25 protein-coding genes are annotated in these 22,815 nt (G+C 70.9%); 7 read left to right on the top strand and 18 right to left on the bottom strand.

Annotated elements, in window-relative coordinates; genetic code table 11:
* Positions 1–34: 34 nt before the first annotated feature.
* Complete coding sequence (locus tag AC4BGB_RS17225; RefSeq protein WP_490548149.1) at positions 35–1,093, bottom strand: 3-isopropylmalate dehydrogenase; 1,059 nt, start codon at positions 1,091–1,093, stop codon at positions 35–37.
* Positions 1,094–1,117: 24 nt separating this feature from the next.
* Positions 1,118–1,243, bottom strand: a complete 126-nt coding sequence (locus AC4BGB_RS17220; protein ID WP_490548148.1) for a hypothetical protein — start codon at positions 1,241–1,243, stop codon at positions 1,118–1,120.
* Positions 1,244–1,603: 360 nt separating this feature from the next.
* On the opposite strand from AC4BGB_RS17220, the gene AC4BGB_RS17215 reads away from it, so the two are divergent.
* Entirely contained in the window at positions 1,604–2,170 is a 567-nt protein-coding gene (locus AC4BGB_RS17215) for an O-methyltransferase (protein ID WP_490548147.1), read from the top strand.
* Here the strand turns inward: AC4BGB_RS17215 and yczE are convergent, their stop codons facing one another.
* The gene (gene yczE / locus AC4BGB_RS17210) at positions 2,171–2,884 is read right to left on the bottom strand and encodes a membrane protein YczE (protein WP_490548146.1); all 714 of its coding nucleotides are present in this window, start codon (positions 2,882–2,884) and stop codon (positions 2,171–2,173) included. It abuts the gene before it with no gap.
* A gap of 61 nt (positions 2,885–2,945) precedes the next feature.
* Here yczE and yczR point away from each other — a divergent pair, with 61 nt between their 5' ends.
* Positions 2,946–4,379, top strand: a complete 1,434-nt coding sequence (gene yczR / locus AC4BGB_RS17205) for a MocR-like transcription factor YczR (RefSeq protein WP_490548145.1) — start codon at positions 2,946–2,948, stop codon at positions 4,377–4,379.
* Positions 4,380–4,406: 27 nt separating this feature from the next.
* Here yczR and serA read toward each other — a convergent pair whose 3' ends face one another.
* Entirely contained in the window at positions 4,407–6,008 is a 1,602-nt protein-coding gene (gene serA / locus AC4BGB_RS17200) for a phosphoglycerate dehydrogenase (protein ID WP_490548143.1), read from the bottom strand.
* A 102-nt stretch (positions 6,009–6,110) separates the two neighbouring features.
* Positions 6,111–6,827 (bottom strand): DsbA family oxidoreductase, encoded by a 717-nt coding sequence (locus tag AC4BGB_RS17195; protein WP_490548142.1) that lies wholly within the window; start codon positions 6,825–6,827, stop codon positions 6,111–6,113.
* Positions 6,828–6,987: 160 nt separating this feature from the next.
* On the opposite strand from AC4BGB_RS17195, the gene AC4BGB_RS17190 reads away from it, so the two are divergent.
* The 3 genes from AC4BGB_RS17190 to AC4BGB_RS17180 all read left to right on the top strand — a co-directional run bounded on the left by AC4BGB_RS17190 (position 6,988) and on the right by AC4BGB_RS17180 (position 9,383).
* Entirely contained in the window at positions 6,988–7,887 is a 900-nt protein-coding gene (locus AC4BGB_RS17190) for an ABC transporter ATP-binding protein (RefSeq protein WP_490548141.1), read from the top strand.
* A complete protein-coding gene (locus AC4BGB_RS17185; RefSeq protein WP_490548140.1) occupies positions 7,884–8,750 on the top strand; it encodes an ABC transporter permease in 867 nt (288 codons plus the stop codon). Before AC4BGB_RS17190 ends, AC4BGB_RS17185 begins: the two co-directional genes overlap by 4 nt.
* Positions 8,751–8,831: 81 nt before the next feature.
* Positions 8,832–9,383: a GtrA family protein gene (locus tag AC4BGB_RS17180; RefSeq protein WP_490548139.1), complete on the top strand. Its 552-nt coding sequence runs from the start codon at positions 8,832–8,834 to the stop codon at positions 9,381–9,383.
* 8 nt (positions 9,384–9,391) lie between these two features.
* Here the strand turns inward: AC4BGB_RS17180 and AC4BGB_RS17175 are convergent, their stop codons facing one another.
* From AC4BGB_RS17175 to AC4BGB_RS17140, 8 genes are all read right to left on the bottom strand, one after another.
* Positions 9,392–10,957, bottom strand: a complete 1,566-nt coding sequence (locus tag AC4BGB_RS17175; protein WP_490548138.1) for a hypothetical protein — start codon at positions 10,955–10,957, stop codon at positions 9,392–9,394.
* Positions 10,958–11,021: 64 nt separating this feature from the next.
* Positions 11,022–11,378 (bottom strand): hypothetical protein, encoded by a 357-nt coding sequence (locus AC4BGB_RS17170; protein ID WP_490548137.1) that lies wholly within the window; start codon positions 11,376–11,378, stop codon positions 11,022–11,024.
* Positions 11,379–11,477: 99 nt separating this feature from the next.
* Entirely contained in the window at positions 11,478–11,825 is a 348-nt protein-coding gene (locus AC4BGB_RS17165) for a DNA polymerase ligase N-terminal domain-containing protein (protein WP_490548135.1), read from the bottom strand.
* A gap of 124 nt (positions 11,826–11,949) precedes the next feature.
* The gene (gene ilvC / locus AC4BGB_RS17160; protein WP_490548134.1) at positions 11,950–12,978 is read right to left on the bottom strand and encodes a ketol-acid reductoisomerase; all 1,029 of its coding nucleotides are present in this window, start codon (positions 12,976–12,978) and stop codon (positions 11,950–11,952) included.
* A 107-nt stretch (positions 12,979–13,085) separates the two neighbouring features.
* Positions 13,086–13,640: an acetolactate synthase small subunit gene (gene ilvN / locus AC4BGB_RS17155; RefSeq protein WP_490548133.1), complete on the bottom strand. Its 555-nt coding sequence runs from the start codon at positions 13,638–13,640 to the stop codon at positions 13,086–13,088.
* Entirely contained in the window at positions 13,640–15,397 is a 1,758-nt protein-coding gene (locus AC4BGB_RS17150; RefSeq protein ID WP_490548132.1) for an acetolactate synthase large subunit, read from the bottom strand. Before AC4BGB_RS17150 ends, ilvN begins: the two co-directional genes overlap by 1 nt.
* 238 nt (positions 15,398–15,635) lie before the next feature.
* Positions 15,636–16,307, bottom strand: coding sequence for a 4a-hydroxytetrahydrobiopterin dehydratase (locus AC4BGB_RS17145; RefSeq protein WP_490548131.1), 672 nt, complete (start codon positions 16,305–16,307; stop codon positions 15,636–15,638).
* A gap of 23 nt (positions 16,308–16,330) precedes the next feature.
* The gene (locus AC4BGB_RS17140; RefSeq protein WP_490548130.1) at positions 16,331–17,017 is read right to left on the bottom strand and encodes a GNAT family N-acetyltransferase; all 687 of its coding nucleotides are present in this window, start codon (positions 17,015–17,017) and stop codon (positions 16,331–16,333) included.
* Between the two features lie 22 nt (positions 17,018–17,039).
* Between AC4BGB_RS17140 and AC4BGB_RS17135 the strand changes: the two genes are divergently transcribed.
* Positions 17,040–18,725 carry an aminotransferase class V-fold PLP-dependent enzyme gene (locus tag AC4BGB_RS17135; RefSeq protein ID WP_490548129.1) on the top strand — a complete coding sequence of 562 codons (1,686 nt, stop codon included), beginning with the start codon at positions 17,040–17,042 and terminating at the stop codon, positions 18,723–18,725.
* Positions 18,726–18,737: 12 nt separating this feature from the next.
* Here AC4BGB_RS17135 and AC4BGB_RS17130 read toward each other — a convergent pair whose 3' ends face one another.
* Positions 18,738–19,298 carry a GNAT family N-acetyltransferase gene (locus tag AC4BGB_RS17130; protein ID WP_490548128.1) on the bottom strand — a complete coding sequence of 187 codons (561 nt, stop codon included), beginning with the start codon at positions 19,296–19,298 and terminating at the stop codon, positions 18,738–18,740.
* A 38-nt stretch (positions 19,299–19,336) separates the two neighbouring features.
* On the opposite strand from AC4BGB_RS17130, the gene AC4BGB_RS17125 reads away from it, so the two are divergent.
* Entirely contained in the window at positions 19,337–19,642 is a 306-nt protein-coding gene (locus AC4BGB_RS17125) for an antibiotic biosynthesis monooxygenase family protein (protein WP_490548127.1), read from the top strand.
* Between the two features lie 3 nt (positions 19,643–19,645).
* On the opposite strand, the gene AC4BGB_RS17120 is transcribed toward AC4BGB_RS17125, so the two are convergent.
* The 4 genes from AC4BGB_RS17120 to ilvD all read right to left on the bottom strand — a co-directional run bounded on the left by AC4BGB_RS17120 (position 19,646) and on the right by ilvD (position 22,729).
* On the bottom strand, positions 19,646–20,056 hold the full coding sequence (locus tag AC4BGB_RS17120; protein ID WP_490548125.1) for a VOC family protein: 411 nt from the start codon (positions 20,054–20,056) through the stop codon (positions 19,646–19,648).
* Between the two features lie 5 nt (positions 20,057–20,061).
* On the bottom strand, positions 20,062–20,559 hold the full coding sequence (locus AC4BGB_RS17115; RefSeq protein WP_490548124.1) for an SRPBCC family protein: 498 nt from the start codon (positions 20,557–20,559) through the stop codon (positions 20,062–20,064).
* Complete coding sequence (locus AC4BGB_RS17110; protein WP_490548122.1) at positions 20,556–20,924, bottom strand: ArsR/SmtB family transcription factor; 369 nt, start codon at positions 20,922–20,924, stop codon at positions 20,556–20,558. Before AC4BGB_RS17110 ends, AC4BGB_RS17115 begins: the two co-directional genes overlap by 4 nt.
* A gap of 101 nt (positions 20,925–21,025) precedes the next feature.
* The gene (gene ilvD / locus AC4BGB_RS17105; protein WP_490548121.1) at positions 21,026–22,729 is read right to left on the bottom strand and encodes a dihydroxy-acid dehydratase; all 1,704 of its coding nucleotides are present in this window, start codon (positions 22,727–22,729) and stop codon (positions 21,026–21,028) included.
* Positions 22,730–22,815 lie beyond the last annotated feature (86 nt).

The raw sequence follows: 22,815 nt of genomic DNA, 5'->3' as shown, positions 1-22,815 counted from the left end.
GGGGCCGGGCAGCCCCGGTGACGAAGGGCCGGCGTTACCCAGCGACGCGGGCGGCCACGGAGTCGCCGATCTCCGAGGTGCTGCCGCGCTCGCCGCCCTCGCGAGCGGCCAGGTCGGCCACGACCGCGTCCTCGACCTTGGCGGCTGCGTCCTCGAGGCCGAGGTGGTCGAGCATCAGGGCCACCGACAGGATCGCTGCCGTGGGGTCGGCCTTCTGCTGGCCCGCGATGTCGGGGGCCGAGCCGTGGACCGGCTCGAACATCGACGGAGCGGTCCGGTCGGGGTTGACGTTGCCGCTGGCCGCGAGGCCGATACCACCGGTGACGGCCGCCGCGAGGTCGGTGATGATGTCGCCGAACAGGTTGTCGGTGACGATCACGTCGAACCGGGCGGGGTCGGTGACCATGAAGATCATCGCGGCGTCGATGTGCATGTAGTCCACCGTGACCTCGGGGTACTCCGCGGCCACGCTCTGCACGAGCCGCCACCAGACCTGGCCCGCGTTGACGAGCACGTTGGTCTTGTGGACCAGAGTCAGCTTGCCGCGGCGCTTCTGGGCCCGGCGGAAGGCGTCGCGCACCACGCGCTCGACCCCGAAGGCGGTGTTCACCGACACCTCGGTGGCGATCTCGTGCGGCGTACCGGCGCGGAGGACACCGCCGTTGCCCGTGTAGGGGCCTTCGGTGCCCTCCCGCACGACGACGAAGTCGACGTCCCCGGGGGCGGCGAGGGGTGAGGCCGCACCGGGGAAGATCCGGTTGGGTCGCAGGTTCACGTAGTGGTCCAGCGCGAACCGCAGCTTGAGGAGCAGGCCGCGCTCGAGGAGCCCGGCCGGCAGCTTCGGGTCGTTGGGCTTGCCACCGATGGCGCCGAGGAGGATCACGTCGTGCTGGCGGATCTCCTCGAGCACCGAGTCCGGGAGCACCTCGCCGGTCGCGAGGTAGTGCTCCGCGCCGAGCTCGTAGCGGGTGGGCTCGAACTTGACGCCGGTCGAGGTGGCCTCGAGGACCTTGAGGGCCTCTGCGGTCACCTCGGAACCGATCCCGTCACCGGGGATGACGGCAAGCTTCACAGACTCGTTCGTGGGGGGCATGGACCAGATGCTAGTGGACCTGCATCAGTTGTCGTCCGGGCGCTGTCCCCCGTTGTCACGCAGGTCGAGCGCGGCCTGGAGGGCCTGCCTGCTCCACGAGCTGTCCGGGTTGTTCCTGGCCGGTCCCCACTCGGGGTACATGTCGTACATCGTGCTTCTCCTGGAGTTGAGTCAGTCTTGAAAAGAGGACTCCGGGAGGAGAGGAACCGCTCGACGCCGATGGATCACAAGGGCGGATGCGGTTCGCGAGAAATCAGGGGTGGGACTTCTGTGTCTCGCTCGCGGAGGGGTTGAGAGGCCTGTCGGCGGGTACGCCGAACTCCGCGGCGAGGTGGCCTATCGAATCGAGGCCCCGCCACGGCGGCAAATAAGTACGAAGTTCCTCCGCATGATGTGCGCAAGCCTACGCCTGCCTCCCAGCCGTTCGAAGCCGGGGACACGCCGCATCTCGCGATTCGAGACGACCGTCTCGTCGTTGGGATGGCCCGAGGGATTTGCGAGACTCGGGGCATGAGTGCTCCGCCTGAGGTCCCCGAGATCGTGTCCCGGGCGTTCGCGGTCTCGCGCCGAGCCGGCTACGTGTCCTTCTGCCGCAACGAGACCGGGCGGCTGCTGGCGACCCTGGCCGCCACGCGGACCGGGACGATGGCCGAGTTCGGCACCGGCGCCGGCGTCGGCACCGCCTGGCTGCGCTCCGGCGTACGCCCCGGCACGCAGATCATCTCCGCCGAGGTGGACTCGGACCTCGCCGTCGCCGCGCAGGAGATCTTCCAGGACGACCCGCAGGTCGAGGTGCTCGCCGCCGACTGGTCGACACTGCGCAACAAGGGGCCGTACTCGCTGCTGTTCCTGGACCCCTCGGTCCCCGAGGACGCCGACGTCGACGTGGTGGCCGACCTCGTCGAGCCCGGCGGCATCGTCGTGCTCGACGACTTCGCCCCCTGCCAGATGTGGCCGCCGATCACCGACGGCCGCGTCGACATGCTCCGCGAGAACTGGCTCCTCGACGAGCGCTTCGCCGCCGTCGAGGTGATGGTCGCCCCCGACGCCAGCGCCCTGATCGCCACCCGCCGCTAGTCACACCTCAGGGCGCCGAGCGGGCAGCTTCGTCTCGTCGAGCTCGACGATGCAGCGCGGCAGCATCACCTGGACCAGCGGACCGATCGCGAGGGTGTAGAGCACCGTGCCGACGCCCACGACTCCACCGAGGGCCCAGCCGACCGCGACCACCACGACCTCGAGGCAGGTGCGCACCACCCCGATGGGCATGCCGGTCCGCCGGTGCAGGCCGGTCATCAGCCCGTCCCGGGGACCGGGGCCGAACTGCGAGCCGATGTAGACGGCCGTGGCCAGCGCGTTCAGCACCACCCCTGCCACCATCAGCGCGGCGCGCTCCCAGAGCACGTCGGGGGTGTCCAGCACCTTGATGGTCGCGTCCGCGACGAGCCCGACGACCAGGGAGTTCGCGATCGTGCCCAGCCCCGGGGGCTCGCGCAGCGGGATCCACAGCAGGAGCACGACCAGGCTCATCACGATGACGGCGGTGCCGATGCTGATCGGCAGGTGCTCGGCCATCCCCTGGTGCAGCACGTCCCAGGACGCGTTGCCCAGCGTCGCCTGGATCAGCATCGCCAGGGTGATGCCGTAGAGCACCAGCCCGAGGGTGAGCTGCACCAACCGCCGCGGGAGCCGGCCGGCCCGGAGCTGGGCGACCGGCCCGAGGCGGGCCAGGTCGCGCACCCGACGGGGCACCGCCTCGCCCAGGGACTCGAGAGGGGGCTGGCTGGTCATTACCTCATTGGATCGCGAAGTGGTCTGGTCGCAAATAGCCAATGCTGATTCACTGGTCTGCATGTCCCGCCTGATCTCGGCCCCCCGGATCGCCACCCTCCTCGGCGACTTCGACCGCTCCCCCGCCTACCGGGGCCTCGCCGAGGGACTGCGGGTGCTGATCACCGACGGCCGGGTCCCGGTCGGCGTACGACTTCCCAGCGAGCGCGACCTGACCGGGGCGCTCGAGGTCAGCCGGACCACGGTGACCCGCGCCTACGCGCAGCTGCGCGAGCACGGGTACCTGGTCTCGCGCCAGGGGTCCGGGAGCGTGGCCAGCCTCCCGGCGACCCGCGGGCACCGTGGCGACCACCTGCTGCCGCCGGGAGACCTCCCCGAGGACAAGATCGACCTCACCTGCGCCGCGCCGCTGCCCGGTCCGGGGGTGCTCGCCGCCTACGAGCGTGCGGTCGCGGAGCTGCCGGCGTACCTCGCGGGGACGGGCTACTACCCCTCCGGGCTGCCGGCGCTGCGCGAGGCCGTCGCGTCGTCGTACGCCGCACGGGGGCTGCCCACCAGCCCCGACCAGATCATGGTCGTGCCGGGGGCCATGGCCGGTGTCGCGATCTCGGCGCGGGCCCTGCTCGGTATGGGTGACCGCGCCGTCACCGAGAGCCCGACCTACCCCAACGCGATCGCGACGCTGACCCACTCGGGGGCGCGGATCGTCGGCGTCGACCTGCCGCGCGACGAGACCGACACCGACGCCCTGACCACGACCCTGCGCCAGGTGGCTCCTCGGGTCGCCTACCTGATCCCCGACTTCCACAACCCGACCGGCTCGCTGATGGGCCCCACCGGGCGGGCCGCGGTCGCCCGGACCCTTGCGCGGACCCGCACCACCCCGATCATCGACGAGTCGATGGTGTTGCTCTCCCTGGACGGCCAGGAGATGCCGCCGCCGTTCGCGTCGTACCTCGAGGACACCGTGAGCGTGGGCAGCCTGAGCAAGCCGTTCTGGGGCGGCCTGCGGATCGGCTGGATCCGGGTGCCGCCTGCGCGGATGGACGCGTTCTTCCGTGCCCGGCTGACGCTGGACCTCGGGGCTCCCCTGCTCGAGCAGCTCGTGGCGACCGATCTCCTGCGCGACGGCGAGGACCTGCTCGCCCACCGGCGCGAGCAGCTCCGCGCCTCCAGGGAAGCCGCCCTGGTCGCCGTCGGCCAGCACCTGCCCGACTGGCGGCCCACGCGGCCGACCGGGGGCCTGAACCTGTGGTGCGAGCTCCCGGACGCGCTCTCCACGGCGCTGGTGCCCCGCGCCGAGCAGCGCGACGTCCTCCTCGCCTCCGGGCCCAGCTTCGCGCCGGAGGGAGGCCTCGACCGGTTCGTCCGGCTCCCCTACACCCAACCGGCGCACGTGCTGGTCGACGCGATCGCCCGGTTGGGCCTGGCCTGGCGCGAGACCGTGGCCGACCCCGGCTTCACCCCCCGCCTGGCCCCGAACCTGGTGGCCTGACCGGGACGTTCGTGCCCGCTCGGCGAACTACTCGGAGAGGTCGACCCCGCGAACCATGTCGGCCGAGATGGAGGTGCGGATGTCCTCGAGCACCTCGGCGGTGACGGCGGAGTCGACGGAGAGTGCGACGAGGGCCTGGCCGCCCTTCTCGGCGCGGGAGACCTGCATGCCGGCGATGTTCACCCCGGCCTCGCCGAGGATGCGGCCCAGGGTGCCCACCATGCCGGGCCGGTCCCGGTAGGTGAGGAAGGCGAGGTGCTCGGTGGGCTCGAGGTCGACCACGAAGTCGTTGACCTCGACGAGGCGCTCGCGCTGGCCGATCCCGATCAGGGTGCCGGAGACCGAGACCTGCGACCCGTCGACCAGGGTGCCGCGCAGGGTGATCAGGTTGCGGTGGTCGGGGCTCTCGGAGTCGGTGATGAGCCGGACCTCGGTGCCGCGCTCGGCGGCGAGCAGAGGTGCGTTCACGTAGGAGACGTCGTGCTCCACCACCTCGCCGAAGACGCCCTTGAGCGCGGCGAGCTCGAAGACCTTGACGTCGTGGTCGGCGATCTCGCCGCGGACCTCGACGTCGATCTGCTGGGCGACCTCGCCCGCGAGGGCGGTGAAGATCCGGCCGAGCTTCTCCACCAGCGGGATCCCGGGGCGCACGTCCTCGGCGATCAGGCCGCCCTGCACGTTGACCGCGTCCGGCACCAGCTCGCCGGACAGGGCGAGGCGGACAGACCTCGCCGCGGCCAGGCCGGCCTTCTCCTGCGCCTCCGCGGTGGAGGCACCGAGGTGCGGTGTCGCCACGACGTTGTCCAGCTCGAACAGGGGCGAGTCGGTGCACGGCTCCTGGGCGAAGACATCGAGGCCGGCGGCCGCGATCCGGCCGGTCTTGAGGGCGTCGTACAGCGACTTCTCCTCGACGATCCCGCCCCGCGCAGCGTTGACCAGCACCAGGCCTGGTCGGGCCAGCGCGAACTGCTCCGCGCCGATCAGGCCGATCGTCTCGGGGGTGCGGGGCAGGTGCACGCTGATGAAGTCCGACTCGGTCATCAGCTCCTCGAGGGTGACCATCCGTACGCCCATCTGGGCCGCGCGCCCGGGCTGCACGAACGGGTCGTAGGCGATCACGTCCATGCCGAACGCGGCCAGCCGGTGCGCCACGAGTACGCCGATCCGGCCCAGGCCCACGATGCCCAGGGTCTTCTCGAACAGCTCGGTGCCGGTGAAGTTGCTGCGCTTCCACTCCCCCCGGGTCAGCGCGGCGTGCGCCGGGCTGATGTGCCGGGCGGCGGCCAGCATCAGCGCGACCGCCAGCTCCGCGGCGCTGGTGATGTTGGCGGTCGGGGCGTTGACCACCATCACGCCGTTCTGGGTCGCGGTCCGCACGTCGATGTTGTCCAGGCCGACCCCGGCACGTGCCACCACGCTGAGCCGCCGCGCCGCACCCAGTGCCTCGGCGTCGACCCGGGTCGCGGAGCGCACCAGGATCGCGTCGGCGTCCACGATCGCCGCCAGCAGCTCGGCGCGGTCGGCGCCGTCGCAGTGCCGGATCTCGAAGTCGGGACCCAGGGCGGCCACCGTGGCCGGGCTGAGCTCCTCGGCGATGAGTACGACGGGCCGCGGACGGGTGTGGGTCACAGGGTTGGTCCTCGCATGGTGGACGGGATGCGTGGCCCGAGAGCCGCGGAGCACGGTGCCGTGCGGAGCCTCAACCCTACCTGCTGAGCCGTGCCCTCGAGCTCAGACCGGGCACCCGTCGGGACCGCAGATCTCGCCGTCGGTCGCCGCGGCGCCCACGTGCTCCAGCGTGGGGTGGGACTCGCTCCAGGCACGCTCCAGCACCTCGAGGAACGTGTCGGCGGGCTGGGCGCCGGAGACGCCGTACTTGCGGTCCACGACGAAGAACGGGACCCCGGTTGCGCCCAGGGAGGCTGCCTCCCGGACGTCGGCCTCGACCGCGTCGGCGTACTCCGCGCCGGCGAGCACGTCCTCGACCCGGGCGGGGTCCAGACCCGCCTGCTGCGTGACGTGGCGCAGGACCTCCGGGTCGGCCACGTTCTCCGCCCGCAGGAAGTACGCCGCGAGCAGCTCCTCCTTGAGCACCGACTGCAGTGCCGGCCCCCCGGCGTCGAGCGCGAGGTGGAGCAACCGGTGGGCATCGACGGTGTTCGCGCGCTGGGCCTCGGAGAGCCGGAAGATCAGCCCCTCCTCGGCGGCGACCGCCTCCACCTGCTCCAGCATCCGGCGACCGGCCTCCGGCCCGCCGCCGTACTTGTCGCCGAGGTGCTCCGCGACCGTCTGGTCGGGGATCCGCGGCGAGGAGGGGTCGAGCTCGAAGGAGCGGTAGACCACCTCGACCTCGTCGCGGTGCTCGAACCGCGACAGCGCCGTCTCCAGCCGCCGCTTTCCGATGTAGCACCACGGGCACACGACGTCCGACCAGATCTCGATCCTCATGTGTCGCACAACCACGCCGCGGGGTCCCGTGTTCCCCCGTGTTCCCGCCGCCCCCGGCGCGCACCCCCGGGCTCCCCTGAGGCACCTCAGGGACGGTTCAGGGGTGAGTCCAGCAACCTCCCTGATGTGGCCGGACCCCGTCGGCGACGAGGCTCGGACCATGATCACGGTTGATTCCCTCACGAAGACCTACGGCCGCTTCACCGCCGTCGACGACGTCACGTTCACCGCCCGTCCCGGACGAGTGACCGGCTTCCTGGGCCCCAACGGGGCCGGCAAGTCCACCAGCATGCGGGTGATGGTCGGGTTGACCCCGCCCACCTCCGGCGACGTCCGCATCGACGGACGCCTGTACGCCGACCTGCCCAACCCGGGCCGCGAGATCGGGGTGCTCCTCGACGCGTCCGCGCAGCACGCCGGGCGCACCGGCCGCGAGATCCTCTCCATCGCCCAGCGCACCATGGGGATCCCCAAGGCGCGGGTCGAGGAGATGCTCGACCGGGTGAGCCTCACCGAGAGCGAGGCCGGCCGGCGGGTGCGCAACTACTCGCTCGGCATGCGCCAGCGGCTCGGGATCGCCACGGCGCTGATCGGGGACCCCCGCGTGCTGATCCTCGACGAGCCGGCCAACGGCCTCGACCCCGCAGGGATCCGCTGGATGCGCGACCTGCTGCGCAGCTACGCCGACCAGGGCGGCACGGTGCTGCTCTCCTCGCACCTCCTCCACGAGATCGAGGTCATCGCCGACGACCTGGTGCTGATCGGCAACGGCCGCATCGTCGCCCAGGGCACCAAGGCCGAGCTGCTGCAGGCGGCCGGGACCGTCGCGCGCAGCGCCTCGCCGGACCGGCTCGCACAGGCGCTGGAGGCCTGCGGCATCACGGCCGCCGCGTCGCCCGACGGGTCGGTGCGCACCAGCGCCGACGCCGCCCGGGTGGGCCAGGTCGCCCTGGCCGCCGGTATCGCCCTGACCGAGCTCCGGTCCGCCGACGGAGCAGGGCTCGAGGAGATGTTCCTCGAGCTCACCGCGCAGTCACAACGAGAAGGAGCAGCAGCATGAGGTCATTCCAGGAAACCGCCCGTCACGCCCTCGCCGACGCGGCGTCCCCGGATGCGGCCGCCCTGCCCGTCGAGCGCGGGGCGGCCCGGAGCGCCGCCACCCGGGCCGAGCCCGCTCCGATCCCGCTGGGCCGGGTCGTCGGGGTGGAGCTGCGCAAGATGTTCGACACCCGGTCGGGCTTCTGGCTGCTGGCGAGCATCGGCATCACGGCCCTGCTCGCCACCGGCGCGGTGATCTTGTTCGCTCCGGAGTCAGAGCTCACCTTCGAGACCTTCGCCAGCGCGATCGGCTTCCCGATGGCGGTGATCCTGCCGATGATCGCGATCTTGTCGGTGACCAGCGAGTGGAGCCAGCGCAGCGGGCTCACCACGTTCACGCTGGTTCCCCACCGCGGCCGCGTCATCTGGGCCAAGGCGATCTGTGCGGTGGGCGTCGGTGTCGCCTCCATGCTGGTCGCGCTCGTGGTGGGAGCACTGGGCAACGTGGTCGGCACGGCCATCACCGGCACGGAGACCGTCTGGAACGTCTCGGTGACCGAGTTCGCCCTGATCGTGCTGGCCAACGTCCTCGGCCTGCTGATCGGGTTCATGCTCGGGGTGCTGATCCGCAACTCGGCCGGCGCGATCGTGGCGTACTTCGTCTACTCCCTGGTGCTGCCCACGATCTTCGGGATGCTGGCCGCCTTCCAGCAGTGGTTCGCGGACCTGCAGGCCTGGGTGGACTTCAACTACTCCCAGACGGCGCTGTTCGACGGGACACCCTCGGGAGAGCAGTGGGCCCAGCTGGGCGTCTCCGGTGCGATCTGGCTGGCTGCTCCGCTCGCGGTGGGGCTCTGGCTGGTGCTGCGCTCGGAGGTGAAGTAGCCGACCCGCCCCCGAGGCGGTGGTCCTCCCCTCGTCGTGGCGGGCGGGGTGGAGGACCACTGCCTCGGTACTGTCGGTCGGGTGCGACGGATCCGTGACTACGTGTTCGTCCGGCACGGCCAGAACTGGAAGCTGCTGTTCCGGTTCGCGGCCGTGGGCGGCACCGGCGTCGTGGTGAACCTGCTGGTGGTGATCGCGTGCAACAAGCTCGGCGCCGATCCCGACCACGTGGCCGTCGACCTGCCCGGCACCGACTTCAACGTCCGCTGGTACCACGTCTACGCCACGCTCGCGTTCCTGGTCGCGAACCTGTGGAACTTCCAGCTCAATCGGCGGTGGACCTTCCGCAGCTCGGTGCACGCCAGCTGGCGCCGCGAGTACGTCCCCTTCCTGGTCGTGGGGCTGGCGGGCCTGCTGGCCAACCTCGGCCTGCTGACGCTGATGCTCCACCCCGGTTCGCCCCTCGCCCTGCCGAGCGGGATCTTCGACGACTCCAGCGGCTTCCGGACCCGGCTCTACTGGGCGCAGCTGATCGCGGTCGGCTTGGTCACGCCGCTGTCCTTCGTGCTGAACAAGGTGTGGACGTTCTCCTCCGTGCGTGGGCTCTCGCGTGAGGCCGCCCGGCGCCCCTGATCGTCGTCTCAGTCGGGCAGCAGCGACAGCGAGGGCGCCCGGGCGATCGAGGTGCAGCGCGAGTCCGCGGTCGCGTCCGGCCGGGGGTCCGGCACGGGGTGTGCCCGGCTCTCGTCCGCGCGCAGGAACACCGTGGCCCCGCAGATCCGCGCGACCGGGCGGTAGTGCTCCCTGATCGCCGCGCCGATCGAGCCGGGCGGAGGCGTCCGGCGTACGGGCGCGAAGCTGACCACCCAGGTCGGCGCCTCCGGCCCGGCCAGCAGCCGCTCGAGCCGGCGACCCCGGGGATCGAGGGTGCGGGCCGGGAGCGCCCAGAGATGGGGGTACGGCGAGTCCAGGCCCGCGGCGTAGTTGACGTTCGACTGCCCCGGGAGGGTGACGATGGTGTCCTGCGGCGCGGACACGTCGGCGATCGCCTCCCCCACGAGCTCCTGGGCGGTCCGGGGAGGCGACGTCAGCAATACCGCCCAGGCGATCACGGCGCTGATCCCCGCAGCCACGCCCAGGACACGGATGAAGGACCCCCGGGCCGCCACGATCCCGGTCAGGGCTGCGACCGGCACCACGGGCTGGATCAGGTAGTGCAGCCAGTAGCTGGTCCCCGCGGCCACGGAGAACACGTCGAAGGCGAGCACCGCCAGGAGCGCCAGCACGTAGGCGTCGCGATTGCGTCGCCGGACTCCCGCGACGACCACCCACACCGCGAGCAGCAGCAGCCCACTGAGCAGCGCCGCGGTGGTCATCGCGCCGAGCCGGTCCCAGGAGAACGCGGACTCCGACCCGACCCTGGACGCGGACGCCTCGGCGGCATCGAGGCGGAAGGGGTACATCGCGTAGAGGACCGGGCCCAGGCGGGTGCCGTGGGCCAGGGTCCAGGCGGCCACCACGGCACCGCCGGCGAGCGCGCCCGCCGCGAACGCAGCGGCGTGCCGCAGGGCGTCACCGGGGCGCAGCGAGCGCGAGAGCAGCCTCGCGAGCAGGGCGACCGCCACGAAGACGAACACGTCGGCGAGGTTCTGCTTGGTCAGGATCGCCGCGACCGCGAGCACCCCGCCCACGGCCTGGAGCAGCAGCCCGCGGCGCCCGCCCGTGACGAGACCGCGCACCACGCACCCGATGCCGGCGGCGACGAACGGCGCGGCCACCAGCTCCCCGTCGACCATGAACGACCAGTGCAGCGGGGTGCAGAGGAGCGCTGCCCCGGTCACCGCCGCCCACCGGGCAGCGCGGTTTCCCGCAACCGAATGGGCGATCCAGGCGACACAGGCCACGGTGAGCGCCGCGGCCAGGGCCCCGAGGAGGCGCAGGGCGAGCAGGCCCCCGAGCCGCTCGGCCAGGCCGTAGAGGGTGATCAGGACCGGTGGCCGGTCGACCCAGTAGCCGCCGTACAGCCCTCCGTCGGCGGCGTGGCCCCCCAGGCGCCACCCACCACCGACCAGCAGGAACCCGCCCTCGTCGGGCCAGGCCGGGAGGTCGAGGAGCGGGATCCGGAGCGCGATGGTGGCGACCACGGCACCGCCGACGACCCAGCGGGTGGCGCGGGCGCCGTCGCTGCGCACCTCGCCGGGTCCCATGCAGCACAGGTTGCCACGTGGGGATGAGCGAAAACCTGGTGTTCAGCGCCTCGCGGCGCCCGTCTCAGTCCCTGGCCCCGGCACCCGTGTCGACCCTCGGGTCGTCGTCCGTCCCGCCGCCAGCTGTCGCCGTCCGGGCGCGGGACCCTGCGGTCAGGGCACCGATGCCGACGCCGAGGCCGGTGACGACCAGCAGCAGCCCGGCGATGCGCCACCCCTGCAGGCCGGACTCGTAGCGCCGGACCTCGCGGTAGCTCGCGGCGGTGATGGGGCACCCGGACGCGTTGTCGACGAACCCCGAGGGCGGCGATCCCGGCGCGAGACAGGTCGGCTCGGGCTTGCGCAGGTCCTGCAGGGCGAACGACGCGATGCCGAGCACCACGAGGACTGCTGCCACCACGACAGCGGGAGTGCGAGACATCTGACGACCTCGTGCGGTGGTGCCCGAACAGGTCCGGGCGACGGCGGCTGGCGGCCCGAGCCAGGGCAGGCAGAGGCTACCGGTCGCCGCCCGATCCGGTCACGGCTGTTCACGTGTCAGATGGACCAGCCAGTCCCGCCCGGTGTCGATCAGGGCGTAGCGCCGCGCGCCGCCCCGTCCGTGCAGCACGAACACGAATCGCCGCTCGTCGCGGTCCTCGAGCTCCCACCAGCCCTCGTCGGCGATCCGCTTGTCGGCGTCGGTGTACGACGCGTGCCCGAGATCGTGATCCGCCACCGCCACGGCGAGCCGGTCCCGCCGTACGTCGTCGGGCAGCCCCTTGGGCACCGCCCACGACCGCAACACCCCGCCCTCCTCGAGCCGCAGGTCGAAGTGGTGGGTCGGCTTGTCGTGCTCGTGGAGCACGAAGACCGGGCGGTGGGTCATCTGGTGATTGTGGTGGGCGGGGGGACGGTTTCCCAGGTTATGAACCGGAACTGCCTCTTCACACACCGTGTGAGGTGTGTGAAGAGGCAGTCTGGGTTCATAACCTGGGAAACCGGGAACCCCGTCAGCGGCCGGCGGTGCCCTCGACGTAGTCCGAGTCGTGGCTCTTGACCCAGGCCATCAGCTTGCGAAGCTCGCGACCGGTCTCCTCGATCGGGTGCTGCTCGCCCTTGGCGCGCAACTCCTTGAACTCCTTGGCGCCGTTGTCCTGGTCGTCGATGAAGCGCTGCGCGAAGTTGCCGTTCTTGATGTCCTCGAGGACGGCCTGCATGTTCTCCTTCACGTGGGCGTCGATCACCCGGGGGCCGGAGACGTAGTCGCCGTACTCAGCGGTGTCGGAGACCGACCAGCGCTGCTTGGCGATGCCGCCTTCGTACATCAGGTCGACGATCAGCTTGAGCTCGTGGAGGCACTCGAAGTAGGCGACCTCGGGCTGGTAGCCGGCCTCGGTGAGGACCTCGAAGCCGTACTGCACCAGCTGGCTGGCGCCACCGCAGAGGACGGCCTGCTCACCGAACAGGTCGGTCTCGGTCTCCTCGGTGAAGGTGGTCTTGATGCCGCCGGCGCGGAGGCCGCCGATCGCCTTGGCGTAGGAGAGGGCGAGGTCCCAGGTCGTGCCGGACTCGTCCTTCTCCACCGCGACGAGCACGGGCACACCGCGGCCGTCGACGTACTCGCGACGCACGAGGTGACCGGGGCCCTTCGGGGCGACCATGAACACGTCGACGCCCTCGGGCGGGGTGATGTAGCCGAAGCGGATGTTGAAGCCGTGGCCGAAGACGAGGGTGTCTCCCGGCGCGATGTTCGGCTCGACGGACTCGGTGTAGAGCTTGCGCTGCACGTGGTCGGGGGCGAGGATCACGATCACGTCGGCCTCTTCGACCGCCTCGGCCGGGGTGAGCACCCGCAGGCCCTCGGCCTCCGCCTTGGCGCGGCTCTTGGAGCCCTCGGGCAGGCCGATGCGGACGTCGACACCGGAGTCGCGCAGCGACAGGGAGTGCGCGTGCCCCTGGCTGCCGTAGCCGAGCACGGCCACGTTCTTGCCCTGGATCAGGGACAGGTCAGCGTCGTCGTCGTAGAACATTTCAGCCACAGGGGCTCTCCTTCATCTCGTGAATCTTGTTGGCTTGGTGAGGGTTGTGGACGGCTCCGGGGCGGCAGGACGCTTGATGAGCGTCCATAACCCCGATTTACATGGGGTCAGCCCGGGATCGAGTACGCCGCAGGGACGGACACCGGGACCGGGCGCAGGGTGCGCTCGGAGATGGAGCGGCTGCCCCGGCCGATGGCGACCATGCCCGACTGGACGAGCTCGCGGATGCCGAAGGGCTCGAGCACGGCGAGGAAGTCCTTGAGCTTGGCGGCGTTGCCGGTCACCTCGATCGTGACCGCGTCGAGGGCGACGTCGACCACCTTCGCGCGGAACAGCTGCACCGCGTCGAGGACCTGGCCGCGGGTGTCCGCGTCAGCCCTGACCTTGACGAGCAGGAGCTCGCGCTCGACGGACTCCCGGTCCTCGAGCTCGACGATCTTGATCACCTCGACCAGCTTGTTCAGCTGCTTGGTGACCTGCTCGAGCGGGGAGGACTCCAGGCCGACCACGATCGTCATCCGGGAGATCTCGGGGTGCTCGGTCGGGCCCACGGCGAGGGAGTCGATGTTGAACCCCCGCCGGCTGAACAGGCCCGCGATGCGTGCGAGCACGCCGGGCTTGTTCTCCACGAGCACGGAGAGCGTGTGCTTGTGCGTGCTCATCAGAGATCGTCCTCCTCGAACTCGGGGGCCAGGTCACGGGCGTACTTGATCTCGTCGTTCGAGGTCCCGGCTGCGACCATCGGCCACACCATCGCGTCCCGCTCGACCCGGAAGTCGACCACGACCGGCACGTCGTTGATCTCCATCGCCTTGTTGATCGTGGCATCCACGTCGGAGGGGTGGTCGCAGGACAGCCCGACGGCGCCGTACGCCTCGGCGAGCTTCACGAAGTCCGGCACCCGCTTGGACTGGAGGTCGGTGTTGGAGTAGCGGCCCTCGTAGAACAGGGTCTGCCACTGGCGGACCATGCCCAGCGACTCGTTGTTGATCACGGCCACCTTGATCGGGATGCCCTCGATCGTGCACGTGGCGAGCTCCTGGTTGGTCATCTGGAAGCAGCCGTCACCGTCGATGGCCCACACCGTGGTGTCGGGGCAGCCGACCTTGGCGCCCATCGCGGCGGGAACCGCGAAGCCCATCGTGCCGAGGCCGCCGGAGTTGATCCAGGTGTTCGGGTGCTCGTACTGCACGAAGTGGGTGGCCCACATCTGGTGCTGGCCCACGCCGGAGACGTAGATGGACTCGGGTCCGGAGATCGCACTGAGGCGCTCGATGACGTACTGCGGGGCCAGGCCCTCGGCGGGAGCGTCGTACCCGAGCGGGTACTGCATCTTCACGCCGGCCAGGAACTTCACCCAGCCCTCGTAGTCACCGGTGGTGCCGGTGTCCTGCGCGGCCTTCAGCGCCATGATCAGGTCGGAGATCACCTCGCGGGCGTCACCCACGATCGGCACCTCGGCGAACCGGTTCTTGCCGATCTCGGCGGGGTCGATGTCGGCGTGGATCACCTTGGCGCCGGGGGCGAACGAGTCCAGGTTTCCGGTGACCCGGTCGTCGAAGCGGGCGCCGAGGCTGATGATCAGGTCGCTCTTCTGCAGCCCGGCGACCGCCGCGACGGTGCCGTGCATGCCCGGCATCCCGAGGTGCTGGGGGTGGCTGTCGGGGAACGCGCCACGAGCCATCAGCGTGGTGACGACCGGGATCCCGGTGAGCTCGGCCAGCGTGCGCAGCTCCTTGGCCGCGCGCGAGCGGATCACGCCACCGCCGACGTAGAGCACCGGGCGGCGCGACTCCAGGATCAGCCGGGTCGCCTCCCGGATCTGCTTGGAGTGCGGCCGCGTCACCGGCCGGTAGCCGGGGAGGTTGAGCTCGGTCGGCCAGGAGTAGGTGGTCTCGGCCTGCAGCGCCGACTTGGCGACGTCGACCAGCACCGGGCCGGGGCGTCCCGTGGAGGCGATGTAGAAGGCCTCGGCGACCACCCGCGGGATCTCGGCGGCGTCGGTGACCAGGAAGTTGTGCTTGGTGATCGGCATCGTGATGCCGCGGATGTCGGCCTCCTGGAAGGCGTCGGTGCCGATCATGCTGGCGCCGACCTGCCCGGTCACCGCGACCATCGGGACCGAGTCCATGTAGGCGTCGGCGATCGGGGTGACGAGGTTGGTGGCGCCGGGCCCGCTGGTCGCCATGCAGACGCCCACCTTGCCGGTGGCCACGGCGTAGCCCTGGGCCGCGTGTCCCGCGCCCTGCTCGTGCCGGACGAGGATGTGCCGGATCTTGGAGTCGTAGAGAGGGTCGTACGCCGGCAGGATCGCTCCTCCGGGGATCCCGAAGATGCTCTCGGCACCGGCACTCTCCAGGGACTTGATCAGGCTCTGCGCGCCGGTGACGCGCTCGCCCTCGGTTCCCTGCTCGGACATCGCACTCCTCTTCCTGCCTGGTTCAACCTGTCGTGTTTCGGCCAACAAAAAACCCCTCGAGCCTGTCGGCGAGCGAGGGGTGGACGCGTGGGGCGGAGGGTTCAGGCCCTCAGCTCACGCGTCGCGTGCGTACAAGGAGATCGAAACGCATGGGCACAAGGATGCCCTCGCACCCCTCACTGCTCAACTCAGTGTGCCATCAGTCCCGACAGGCGAGACACGTGCCCGCATCCTGAACCTAGTCACGCCCCTGCCAGGTGCAGATGCACGCCTGGTTGCCGTCGGAGTCGGCGAGCACCCAGAAGGCCGGGGCGTACTCGTCGGTGACCAGCCTCCCACCCGCCTCGAGCGCCGCCTCGATCCGGGTCTGGGCCACGTCGTGCGGCACGGAGACGTCGAGGTGCCAGCGCTGCCGGCCCTCGTCCTCGGAGTCGGTGGGCTGGAACCACACCGTCGGCGTGCGGGCTGCGGCGTCGGTGACCTGGTCGTCGTCGGAGGCCTCGTAGCCGAGGATCGCCGACCAGAACGGGGAGATCCGCCCCATGTCGGGGGTGTCGAGCGCGAGCTCGATCACGTCCGGCGCCCGGTCGGCCGTGGCCACCCCGGCCTCGTCGGCGAGGTCGCTGATGGTCCGGGCGAGCCGGATGTCGCGGGCGGTGATCGCGTTCACGTCATGGCTCTTCAGCGACACCGTCACGTGGGGGTAGCGCAGGTCCACGTCGGGGTGGTGGTCCGCGGCGTCGGCCGCCTCGGCGATCCGGGACACCAGCGCCGCGCCGGTGCCGAAGTCACCGGTCTCGTAGCGCACGGTGAGCCGGTCCAGCACCTTGCGCCAACCGGCCAGCCCCGACTCCGCGATCTCGGCCCCGGTGAGGGCCTTTCTGTCCTCTGCTGCCTTGCCCTGCGCCATCGCTGGCTCCTCTCAGTGTCGGTTCACCTGGTGTCCAGGCGCGCGTGCTGCCGCCCATGCTCGTCGAAACCGGCCGGTTCCAGCCAGGTCTCGAAGGCGGTCCTGATCCGCGGCCACTCGTCGTCGGTCATCGCGAACCACGCGGTGTCCCGGTTGCGCCCCTTGTAGACCACGGCGTTCCGGAAGACGCCCTCGAAGGTGAACCCGAGCCGCTCCGCAGCCCGGCGCGAGGGTTCGTTGAGGGAGTCGCACTTCCACTCGTAGCGGCGTACGCCGGCCGAGCCGAAGGCGTGCGCCGCCATCAGGTACATCGCCTCGGTCGCGGCGGTGCTGCGCCGCAGGGCCGGGCCGTAGGTGATGTTGCCGACCTCCGCGGTCCGGTTGGCGTGGTCGATCCGCAGCCAGGTCGCGACCCCGACCGCGGTGCCGTCGGGGAGGACGATCGCCAGCGGCACTGTCGCCGGGAGGGCGTGCAGGTGGTCGAGGTATGCGGTGAACTCCGCCCGGCTGTCGAAGGGGCCCGCCGACATGTAGGTCCACACCGAGGGCGGCGAGTCGACGCACAGCGCGGCGTACAGCGCGTCGGTGTGCTGCTCGGCCAAGGGCTCCAGACGGCAGCTGCGGCCGGTGAGCGTCACCGGCCCCAGGGGGACGCCGGCGACCGGGTCGACGGGGTCGCCGACCGGTTGCCCGTGCACGTTGAATCGCATGCGCTGAGCCTAGAGTGAACAGATGACCGCCTCCCCCCTCCTGCGACTGATCCGGGACTCGGTGATCGGGGAGGACCACGTGATGCGCACCCCGTACGGCGACCGGCGGGTGACCTACGCCGACTACACCGCCTCGGGCCGCGCGCTGTCGTTCATCGAGGACTTCATCCGCGACGAGGTGCTGCCGAGCTACGCGAACACGCACACGGAGTCCAGCGGCACCGGCCTGCAGACCACTCGCCTGCGCGAGGACGCCCGGAGGATCATCCACGAGGCGGTCGGGGGCGACGAGGAGACCGTGGTGATCTTCGCCGGCTCCGGGACGACCGGTGCGATCTCCAAGCTGATCGGCGTCCTGGGCCTGCGGATCCCCTCGGCGCTGGAGGACCGGTACTCCCTGCTGGAGCAGATCCCGCCGCAGGAACGGCCGGTGGTGTTCATCGGCCCCTACGAGCACCACTCCAACGAGATCCCCTGGCGCGAGTCGATCGCGGACGTCGTGGTGATCCCGCAGGACGCCGACGGCCACATCGACCTCGACGCGCTGCGTGCGGCCCTCTCGGACCATGCGGAGCGGCCGCTGAAGATCGGCTCGTTCTCGGCCGCCTCCAACGTCACCGGCATCGTGTCGAACACCGAGGCGATCACCCGGATCCTGCACGAGCACGGTGCACTGTCCTTCTGGGACTTCGCCGCGGCGGCGCCGTACGTCGACATCGAGATGTGCCCCGGCGGCCCACAGGACCGCGCGGCGTACAAGGACGCGGTCTTCCTCTCACCGCACAAGTTCATCGGCGGCCCGTCGACCCCGGGGGTGCTGGTCGCGCGGCGCGAGCTGTTCGGCAACCGGGTGCCCGACGTTCCCGGCGGCGGGACGGTGGCCTACGTCAACGACGACGACCACGCCTACCTGCCCGACCCCGAGCACCGCGAGGAGGGCGGCACTCCCGCGATCATCGAGTCCATCCGCGCCGGCCTGGTCTTCCAGCTCAAGGAGGCCGTCGGGGTGCCGGCGATCCGCGCGGCCGAGGAGCGGTTCCTGGGCCGGGCCGTGGCCGCGTGGCGCCAGGAGCCCGCGATCGAGATCCTGGGCAACCTCGAGGCGCCGCGGCTCTCGATCGTCTCGTTCGTGGTGCGCGCGCCCTCGGGCCGCTACCTGCACCACAACTTCGTGGTCGCGCTGCTCAACGACCTCTTCGGCATCCAGTCCCGTGGCGGCTGCTCCTGCGCCGGGCCGTACGGCCACCGGCTGCTCGGGATCGACATGGCGCAGAGCCGGGAGTTCGAGCGCGAGATCACCGGCGGCTGCGAGGGCATCAAGCCCGGGTGGGTGCGGGTGAACTTCAACTACTTCCTCTCCGACACCGTCGCCGACTACATCGTCGAGGCGGTGCGCCTCGTGGCACGCGACGGGTGGCGGCTGCTCGGCGACTACCGCTTCGACACCACGAGCGGGGTCTGGACCCATCGCGACGGCCTGGTCGAGCCGCCGCTGCGACTGACCTCGATCACCTACGACGAGCACGGGATGCACCCGCCGACGTCGCAGCTGACCGGTGACGAGTCCCTGCTCCGGCAGCACCTGCTCGACGCCGAGGAGATCCTCGCCGGCGCCGCCGAGCCCGACCTCACTCCCCCGGCCTCGGTCTCCGCCGACTTCGAGCACCTGCGCTGGTTCGACCTGCCCGCCGTCTCGGTAGCGCGCTGAGTGACCGAGGACCTACCAGCGCCGTAGGAGGTGGTGGACCGTTCCCTCCCAGTCCGGCGCAATCGGGTCCGCGACGAAACCGGCCGCGACGGCGCATCGGCGGCTCGCGTGGTTGTCCTCGTCGATCCCGAGCGCGAAGACCCGCACGTCGGTCAGCTCCGGGGCCTCGACCCAGGCACGGAGCATCGCGGCGCCGTACCCCTGGCGCCACCGGCCCGGGTCGATGACGTAGGCGCTGCCCATCGCGGGCCCGGGCTCGACGCTGCTGACCACTGGTCGTTCGGGGTCCGAGCCGTCGTACGAGGCCCAGGTGTCGTAGACCTCGCCACCGAGGTACCCGACCGGGACCCTGCCGGCCCAGGCGAGCCAAGCATGGTTGCGCAGCACCTTGCGGCCGCGGAACTCCTCGCCTGCGACCTCGCGTGCATCCAGGCGCAGCGCTCGAGCCGGCCACTCCGGGCCGCCGAGCCGCAGCTGGACCTCGGGGTCCTCGAACCACGCGCTCACGCGGTCGAGGTCGGCCGGCTCGAACGCGCGGAGCACGAGTCGGGCAGCGTCGGGAACCGCGGGCATGGTCGTCACGCTAGTCAGGGGTGACTAGCCTCGACCTCATGTCAGTCGTGAAGATCAACGCCATCTCTGTCCCCCCGCAGGCGCACGAGGAGCTGGAGAAGCGCTTCTCCAACCGGGCCCACAGCGTCGACGGCACCCCGGGGTTCCTCGGCTTCCAGCTGCTGCGGCCGGTCAAGGGCGAGGACCGCTACTTCGTGGTGACCCAGTGGGAGGACGAGGAGTCCTTCGCCGCCTGGCGTGACGGCCCGGCGATCGACGCCCACTCCGGTGAGCGCGCCAAGCCGGTGGCCTCGGGCGCGGACCTGCTGGAGTTCGAGGTCGTGATGGACGTGCGCCCGAGCTGACCACTAGGGCGCGACGAGGTCGGGCATCGCGGGATTGACCGCGATCTCCCAGCGGAAGCCGTCCGGGTCGGCGAAGTAGCCGGTGTAGCCGCCCCACTCGCGATGCCGCGGGCCGCTCACCTCCGCCCCCAGTGATCGGGCGAGGTCGAGGATCTCCTCGACCTCGGCCTCGGTCGCCACGTTGTGCGCCAGGGTGACCGGCACCGCCCCCTCGCCGCGGCGGATCGGGCCGACCTCGGACTCGAAGCCCTGCTCGGACCACAACGAGAGCATCAGCCTCTCCCCTGCCCGGATCATCAGCACCTCGCCGGGGACGAACACCTCCGGGCTCCACCCGAGCCCGTCGACGTAGAACGCCCGGGTCCGGTCGAGGTCGGCGACGGCCAGGGTGATGAAGCTGATCCGCTGGTCCATCGCGGTCAGAGGGCCCCGTCGGCGAGCAGCGCGTCGAGCTTGGCGTAGCCGTCGTTCACGCCGACGTCCATCCCGCTGGAGAGCATGCCGTCGCGGGCCTCGAAGCTGTCGATGAGCGAGGTGGCGTGCAACCGGGTGACGCCGTCGCCGAGCTCCTCGAACCACATCGTCTCGAGCGAGACGCCCTCGGGCATGCCCTCGAAGGTGAAGGTCTGCACGAGCCGGTTCTCCCCGACCTCGTGGAAGCAGCCGTGGAAGCCGTACTCCTCGCCCTCGTGGATGTTGGTGAACCGCCAGCTGCCGCCCGTGCGTGCGTCCCAGTGGTCGATCCGGGTCTCGATGCCGTCCGGGCCCACCCACTTCGCGTACAGGTCGGGGTCGGTGTGCGCCCTGAGCAGCTGCGCCGGGGTGGCGCGGAAGTCGCGGGTCATCCGGATCAGCGGGACCGACGGGTCGGCCTCGATCGTGGTGGTGCCGTCGGCGGTCTTCATGGTGGTGCTCATGATGCGGTTCCTTCCCTGCGGGTGTCGGCGTCGAGACCGTTCTCGGCGTCGTTCATCTCGGCCAGCACCGCGTCGAGACGGCGGTACCTCTCCTCGGCCTGCTGGCGGTAGCGCTCGATCCACTTGGTCATCAGGTCGAGCACGTCGGCCTCGAGATGGACCGGTCGGCGCTGCGCCTCTCTGCCGCGCGTGACCAGGCCTGCCGTCTCCAGCACCTTGAGGTGCTTGGAGACCGCCTGCACGCTCACGTCGTACGGCGCGGCCAGCTCACCGACCGTGGCGTCGCCCTCGGTCAGGCGGGCCACCATGTCGCGGCGGGTCGGGTCGGCCAGTGCTGCGAACACCTGGGACAGCTGATCGGGCATCTCGTCCTCAACTGATTGGTTGAATAAGTCGAGCCTAGGAAACAGCAACGCCCCTTGTCAACCATTCGGTTGACAAAGGGCGTTGCAGGCGCGGAGCGGGACTAGCCGCAGACGGCCCCATGGGCCGCCGACTGCACCAGCTTGGCGTACTTGCCCAGCACGCCCTTGGTGTACTTCGGCGCGTTCGGGGTCCAGCCGTCCTTGCGGGCCGCGAGCTCGGACTCCTCGATGGCGACGTCGAGCGTCTTGCCCGCGACGTCGAGGGTGATCTGGTCGCCGTCCCGCACGAACGCGATCGGACCGCCGTCGACGGCCTCGGGGGCGATGTGGCCCACGCACAGACCCGTCGTACCGCCGGAGAAGCGGCCGTCGGTGATCAGCAGGACGTCCTTGCCGAGGCCGGCTCCCTTGATGGCGCCGGTGATCGCGAGCATCTCGCGCATGCCCGGCCCGCCCTTGGGACCCTCGTAGCGGATCACCACCACGTCGCCGGCGGTGATCTGCCCCTCGGTGAGCGCGTCGAGCGCGGCCCGCTCGCCGTCGAAGACCCGGGCGGTGCCGGTGAAGGTGGTGTCGTCGAAGCCCGCGGACTTCACCACGGCGCCGTCGGGCGAGAGCGACCCGCGGAGCACGGTGATGCCGCCGGTCTTGTGGATCGGGGCGTCCATCTGGCGCAGCACCTCGCCGTCGAGCGGCTTGGGCGCGAGCGCCTCGAGGTTCTCGCGCATCGTCTTGCCGGTGACCGTGAGGCAGTCGCCGTGCATCAGCCCGGCGTCGAGCAGCGCCTTCATCACCACGGGGATGCCGCCGATCTTGTCGACGTCGTTCATCACGAAGCGCCCGAACGGCTTCAGGTCGCCGAGGTGCGGCACCTTGTCGCCGATCCGGTTGAAGTCGTCGATGGTCAGCTCGACCTCGGCCTCACGGGCGATCGCCAGCAGGTGCAGTACGGCGTTCGTGGAGCCGCCGAGCGCCATCACCACGGCGATCGCGTTCTCGAAGGCCTCCAGGGTCATGATCTGCCGCGCGGTGATCCCCTCGCGGAGCATCCCGACCACGGCCTCCCCCGAGCGCTGCGCGAACCCGTCGCGCCGGCGGTCGACGGCAGGCGGGGCGGCGGACCCGGGCAGGCTCATCCCGAGCGCCTCGGCGACGGCCGCCATCGTGTTGGCGGTGTACATCCCGCCGCAGGCACCCTCACCGGGGCAGATCGCGCGCTCGACGCGGTCGACCTCCTCGCGGGTGATCTTGCCGGCGAGGCAGGCGCCGACGGCCTCGAACGCGTCGATGATCGTCACGTCGTTGCCGTCGACCTGGCCCGGCAGCGTGGACCCGGCGTACAGGAAGACCGACGCGAGGTCGAGACGGGCGGCAGCCATCAGCATCCCGGGCAGGGACTTGTCGCAGCCCGCGAGCAGCACCGAGCCGTCCAGCCGCTCGGCCATCATCACCGTCTCCACGGAGTCGGCGATCACCTCGCGCGAGACCAGCGAGAAGTGCATCCCCTCGTGGCCCATGGAGATGCCGTCGGAGACCGAGATGGTGCCGAACTCAAGGGGGAACCCGCCCGCTGCGTGGACACCGACCTTGGCCGCCTTCGCGAGCCGGTCCAGGGACAGGTTGCAGGGGGTGATCTCGTTCCAGCTCGAAGCGACCCCGATCTGCGGCTTCACCCAGTCGTCGTCACCCATGCCCACCGCGCGGAGCATCCCCCGGGCCGCGGCCTTCTCCAGGCCGTCGGTGACGTCGCGTGAACGGGGCTTGATGTCGGGTGCGGAGCCCTGCGGAGAATCCTGCTGTGTCATGAGGTCGAGACTACTTCGGCGCCGTCGCACCCGGTCCTCCTGGTTCGCCCCTGGACCACTCTCGACACCCGGAGTAACGGGTCTCA

Source organism: Nocardioides sp. Z30_9 (assembly GCF_058215735.1).
Note: the sequence above shows the minus strand (reverse complement) of the source record. Positions and strands in the feature narration are given on the sequence as shown.

What these genes read in the sequence shown, in the direction of transcription:
- AC4BGB_RS17190 (WP_490548141.1), top strand. Translation starts at nt 6,988, where the DNA reads ATGATCACGGTTGATTCCCTCACGAAGACCTACGGCCGCTTCACCGCC.
- ilvN (WP_490548133.1), bottom strand. Translation starts at nt 13,640, where the DNA reads ATGAGCACGCACAAGCACACGCTCTCCGTGCTCGTGGAGAACAAGCCC.
- AC4BGB_RS17145 (WP_490548131.1), bottom strand. Translation starts at nt 16,307, where the DNA reads ATGGCGCAGGGCAAGGCAGCAGAGGACAGAAAGGCCCTCACCGGGGCC.
- yczE (WP_490548146.1), bottom strand. Translation starts at nt 2,884, where the DNA reads ATGACCAGCCAGCCCCCTCTCGAGTCCCTGGGCGAGGCGGTGCCCCGT.
- AC4BGB_RS17140 (WP_490548130.1), bottom strand. Translation starts at nt 17,017, where the DNA reads ATGCGATTCAACGTGCACGGGCAACCGGTCGGCGACCCCGTCGACCCG.
- AC4BGB_RS17165 (WP_490548135.1), bottom strand. Translation starts at nt 11,825, where the DNA reads ATGACCCACCGCCCGGTCTTCGTGCTCCACGAGCACGACAAGCCGACC.
- ilvD (WP_490548121.1), bottom strand. Translation starts at nt 22,729, where the DNA reads ATGACACAGCAGGATTCTCCGCAGGGCTCCGCACCCGACATCAAGCCC.
- AC4BGB_RS17225 (WP_490548149.1), bottom strand. Translation starts at nt 1,093, where the DNA reads ATGCCCCCCACGAACGAGTCTGTGAAGCTTGCCGTCATCCCCGGTGAC.
- AC4BGB_RS17115 (WP_490548124.1), bottom strand. Translation starts at nt 20,559, where the DNA reads ATGAGCACCACCATGAAGACCGCCGACGGCACCACCACGATCGAGGCC.
- AC4BGB_RS17175 (WP_490548138.1), bottom strand. Translation starts at nt 10,957, where the DNA reads ATGGGACCCGGCGAGGTGCGCAGCGACGGCGCCCGCGCCACCCGCTGG.
- AC4BGB_RS17215 (WP_490548147.1), top strand. Translation starts at nt 1,604, where the DNA reads ATGAGTGCTCCGCCTGAGGTCCCCGAGATCGTGTCCCGGGCGTTCGCG.
- AC4BGB_RS17150 (WP_490548132.1), bottom strand. Translation starts at nt 15,397, where the DNA reads ATGTCCGAGCAGGGAACCGAGGGCGAGCGCGTCACCGGCGCGCAGAGC.
- AC4BGB_RS17185 (WP_490548140.1), top strand. Translation starts at nt 7,884, where the DNA reads ATGAGGTCATTCCAGGAAACCGCCCGTCACGCCCTCGCCGACGCGGCG.
- AC4BGB_RS17220 (WP_490548148.1), bottom strand. Translation starts at nt 1,243, where the DNA reads ATGTACGACATGTACCCCGAGTGGGGACCGGCCAGGAACAACCCGGAC.
- AC4BGB_RS17135 (WP_490548129.1), top strand. Translation starts at nt 17,040, where the DNA reads ATGACCGCCTCCCCCCTCCTGCGACTGATCCGGGACTCGGTGATCGGG.
- AC4BGB_RS17125 (WP_490548127.1), top strand. Translation starts at nt 19,337, where the DNA reads ATGTCAGTCGTGAAGATCAACGCCATCTCTGTCCCCCCGCAGGCGCAC.
- AC4BGB_RS17120 (WP_490548125.1), bottom strand. Translation starts at nt 20,056, where the DNA reads ATGGACCAGCGGATCAGCTTCATCACCCTGGCCGTCGCCGACCTCGAC.
- AC4BGB_RS17195 (WP_490548142.1), bottom strand. Translation starts at nt 6,827, where the DNA reads ATGAGGATCGAGATCTGGTCGGACGTCGTGTGCCCGTGGTGCTACATC.
- AC4BGB_RS17110 (WP_490548122.1), bottom strand. Translation starts at nt 20,924, where the DNA reads ATGCCCGATCAGCTGTCCCAGGTGTTCGCAGCACTGGCCGACCCGACC.
- yczR (WP_490548145.1), top strand. Translation starts at nt 2,946, where the DNA reads ATGTCCCGCCTGATCTCGGCCCCCCGGATCGCCACCCTCCTCGGCGAC.
- AC4BGB_RS17170 (WP_490548137.1), bottom strand. Translation starts at nt 11,378, where the DNA reads ATGTCTCGCACTCCCGCTGTCGTGGTGGCAGCAGTCCTCGTGGTGCTC.
- AC4BGB_RS17130 (WP_490548128.1), bottom strand. Translation starts at nt 19,298, where the DNA reads ATGCCCGCGGTTCCCGACGCTGCCCGACTCGTGCTCCGCGCGTTCGAG.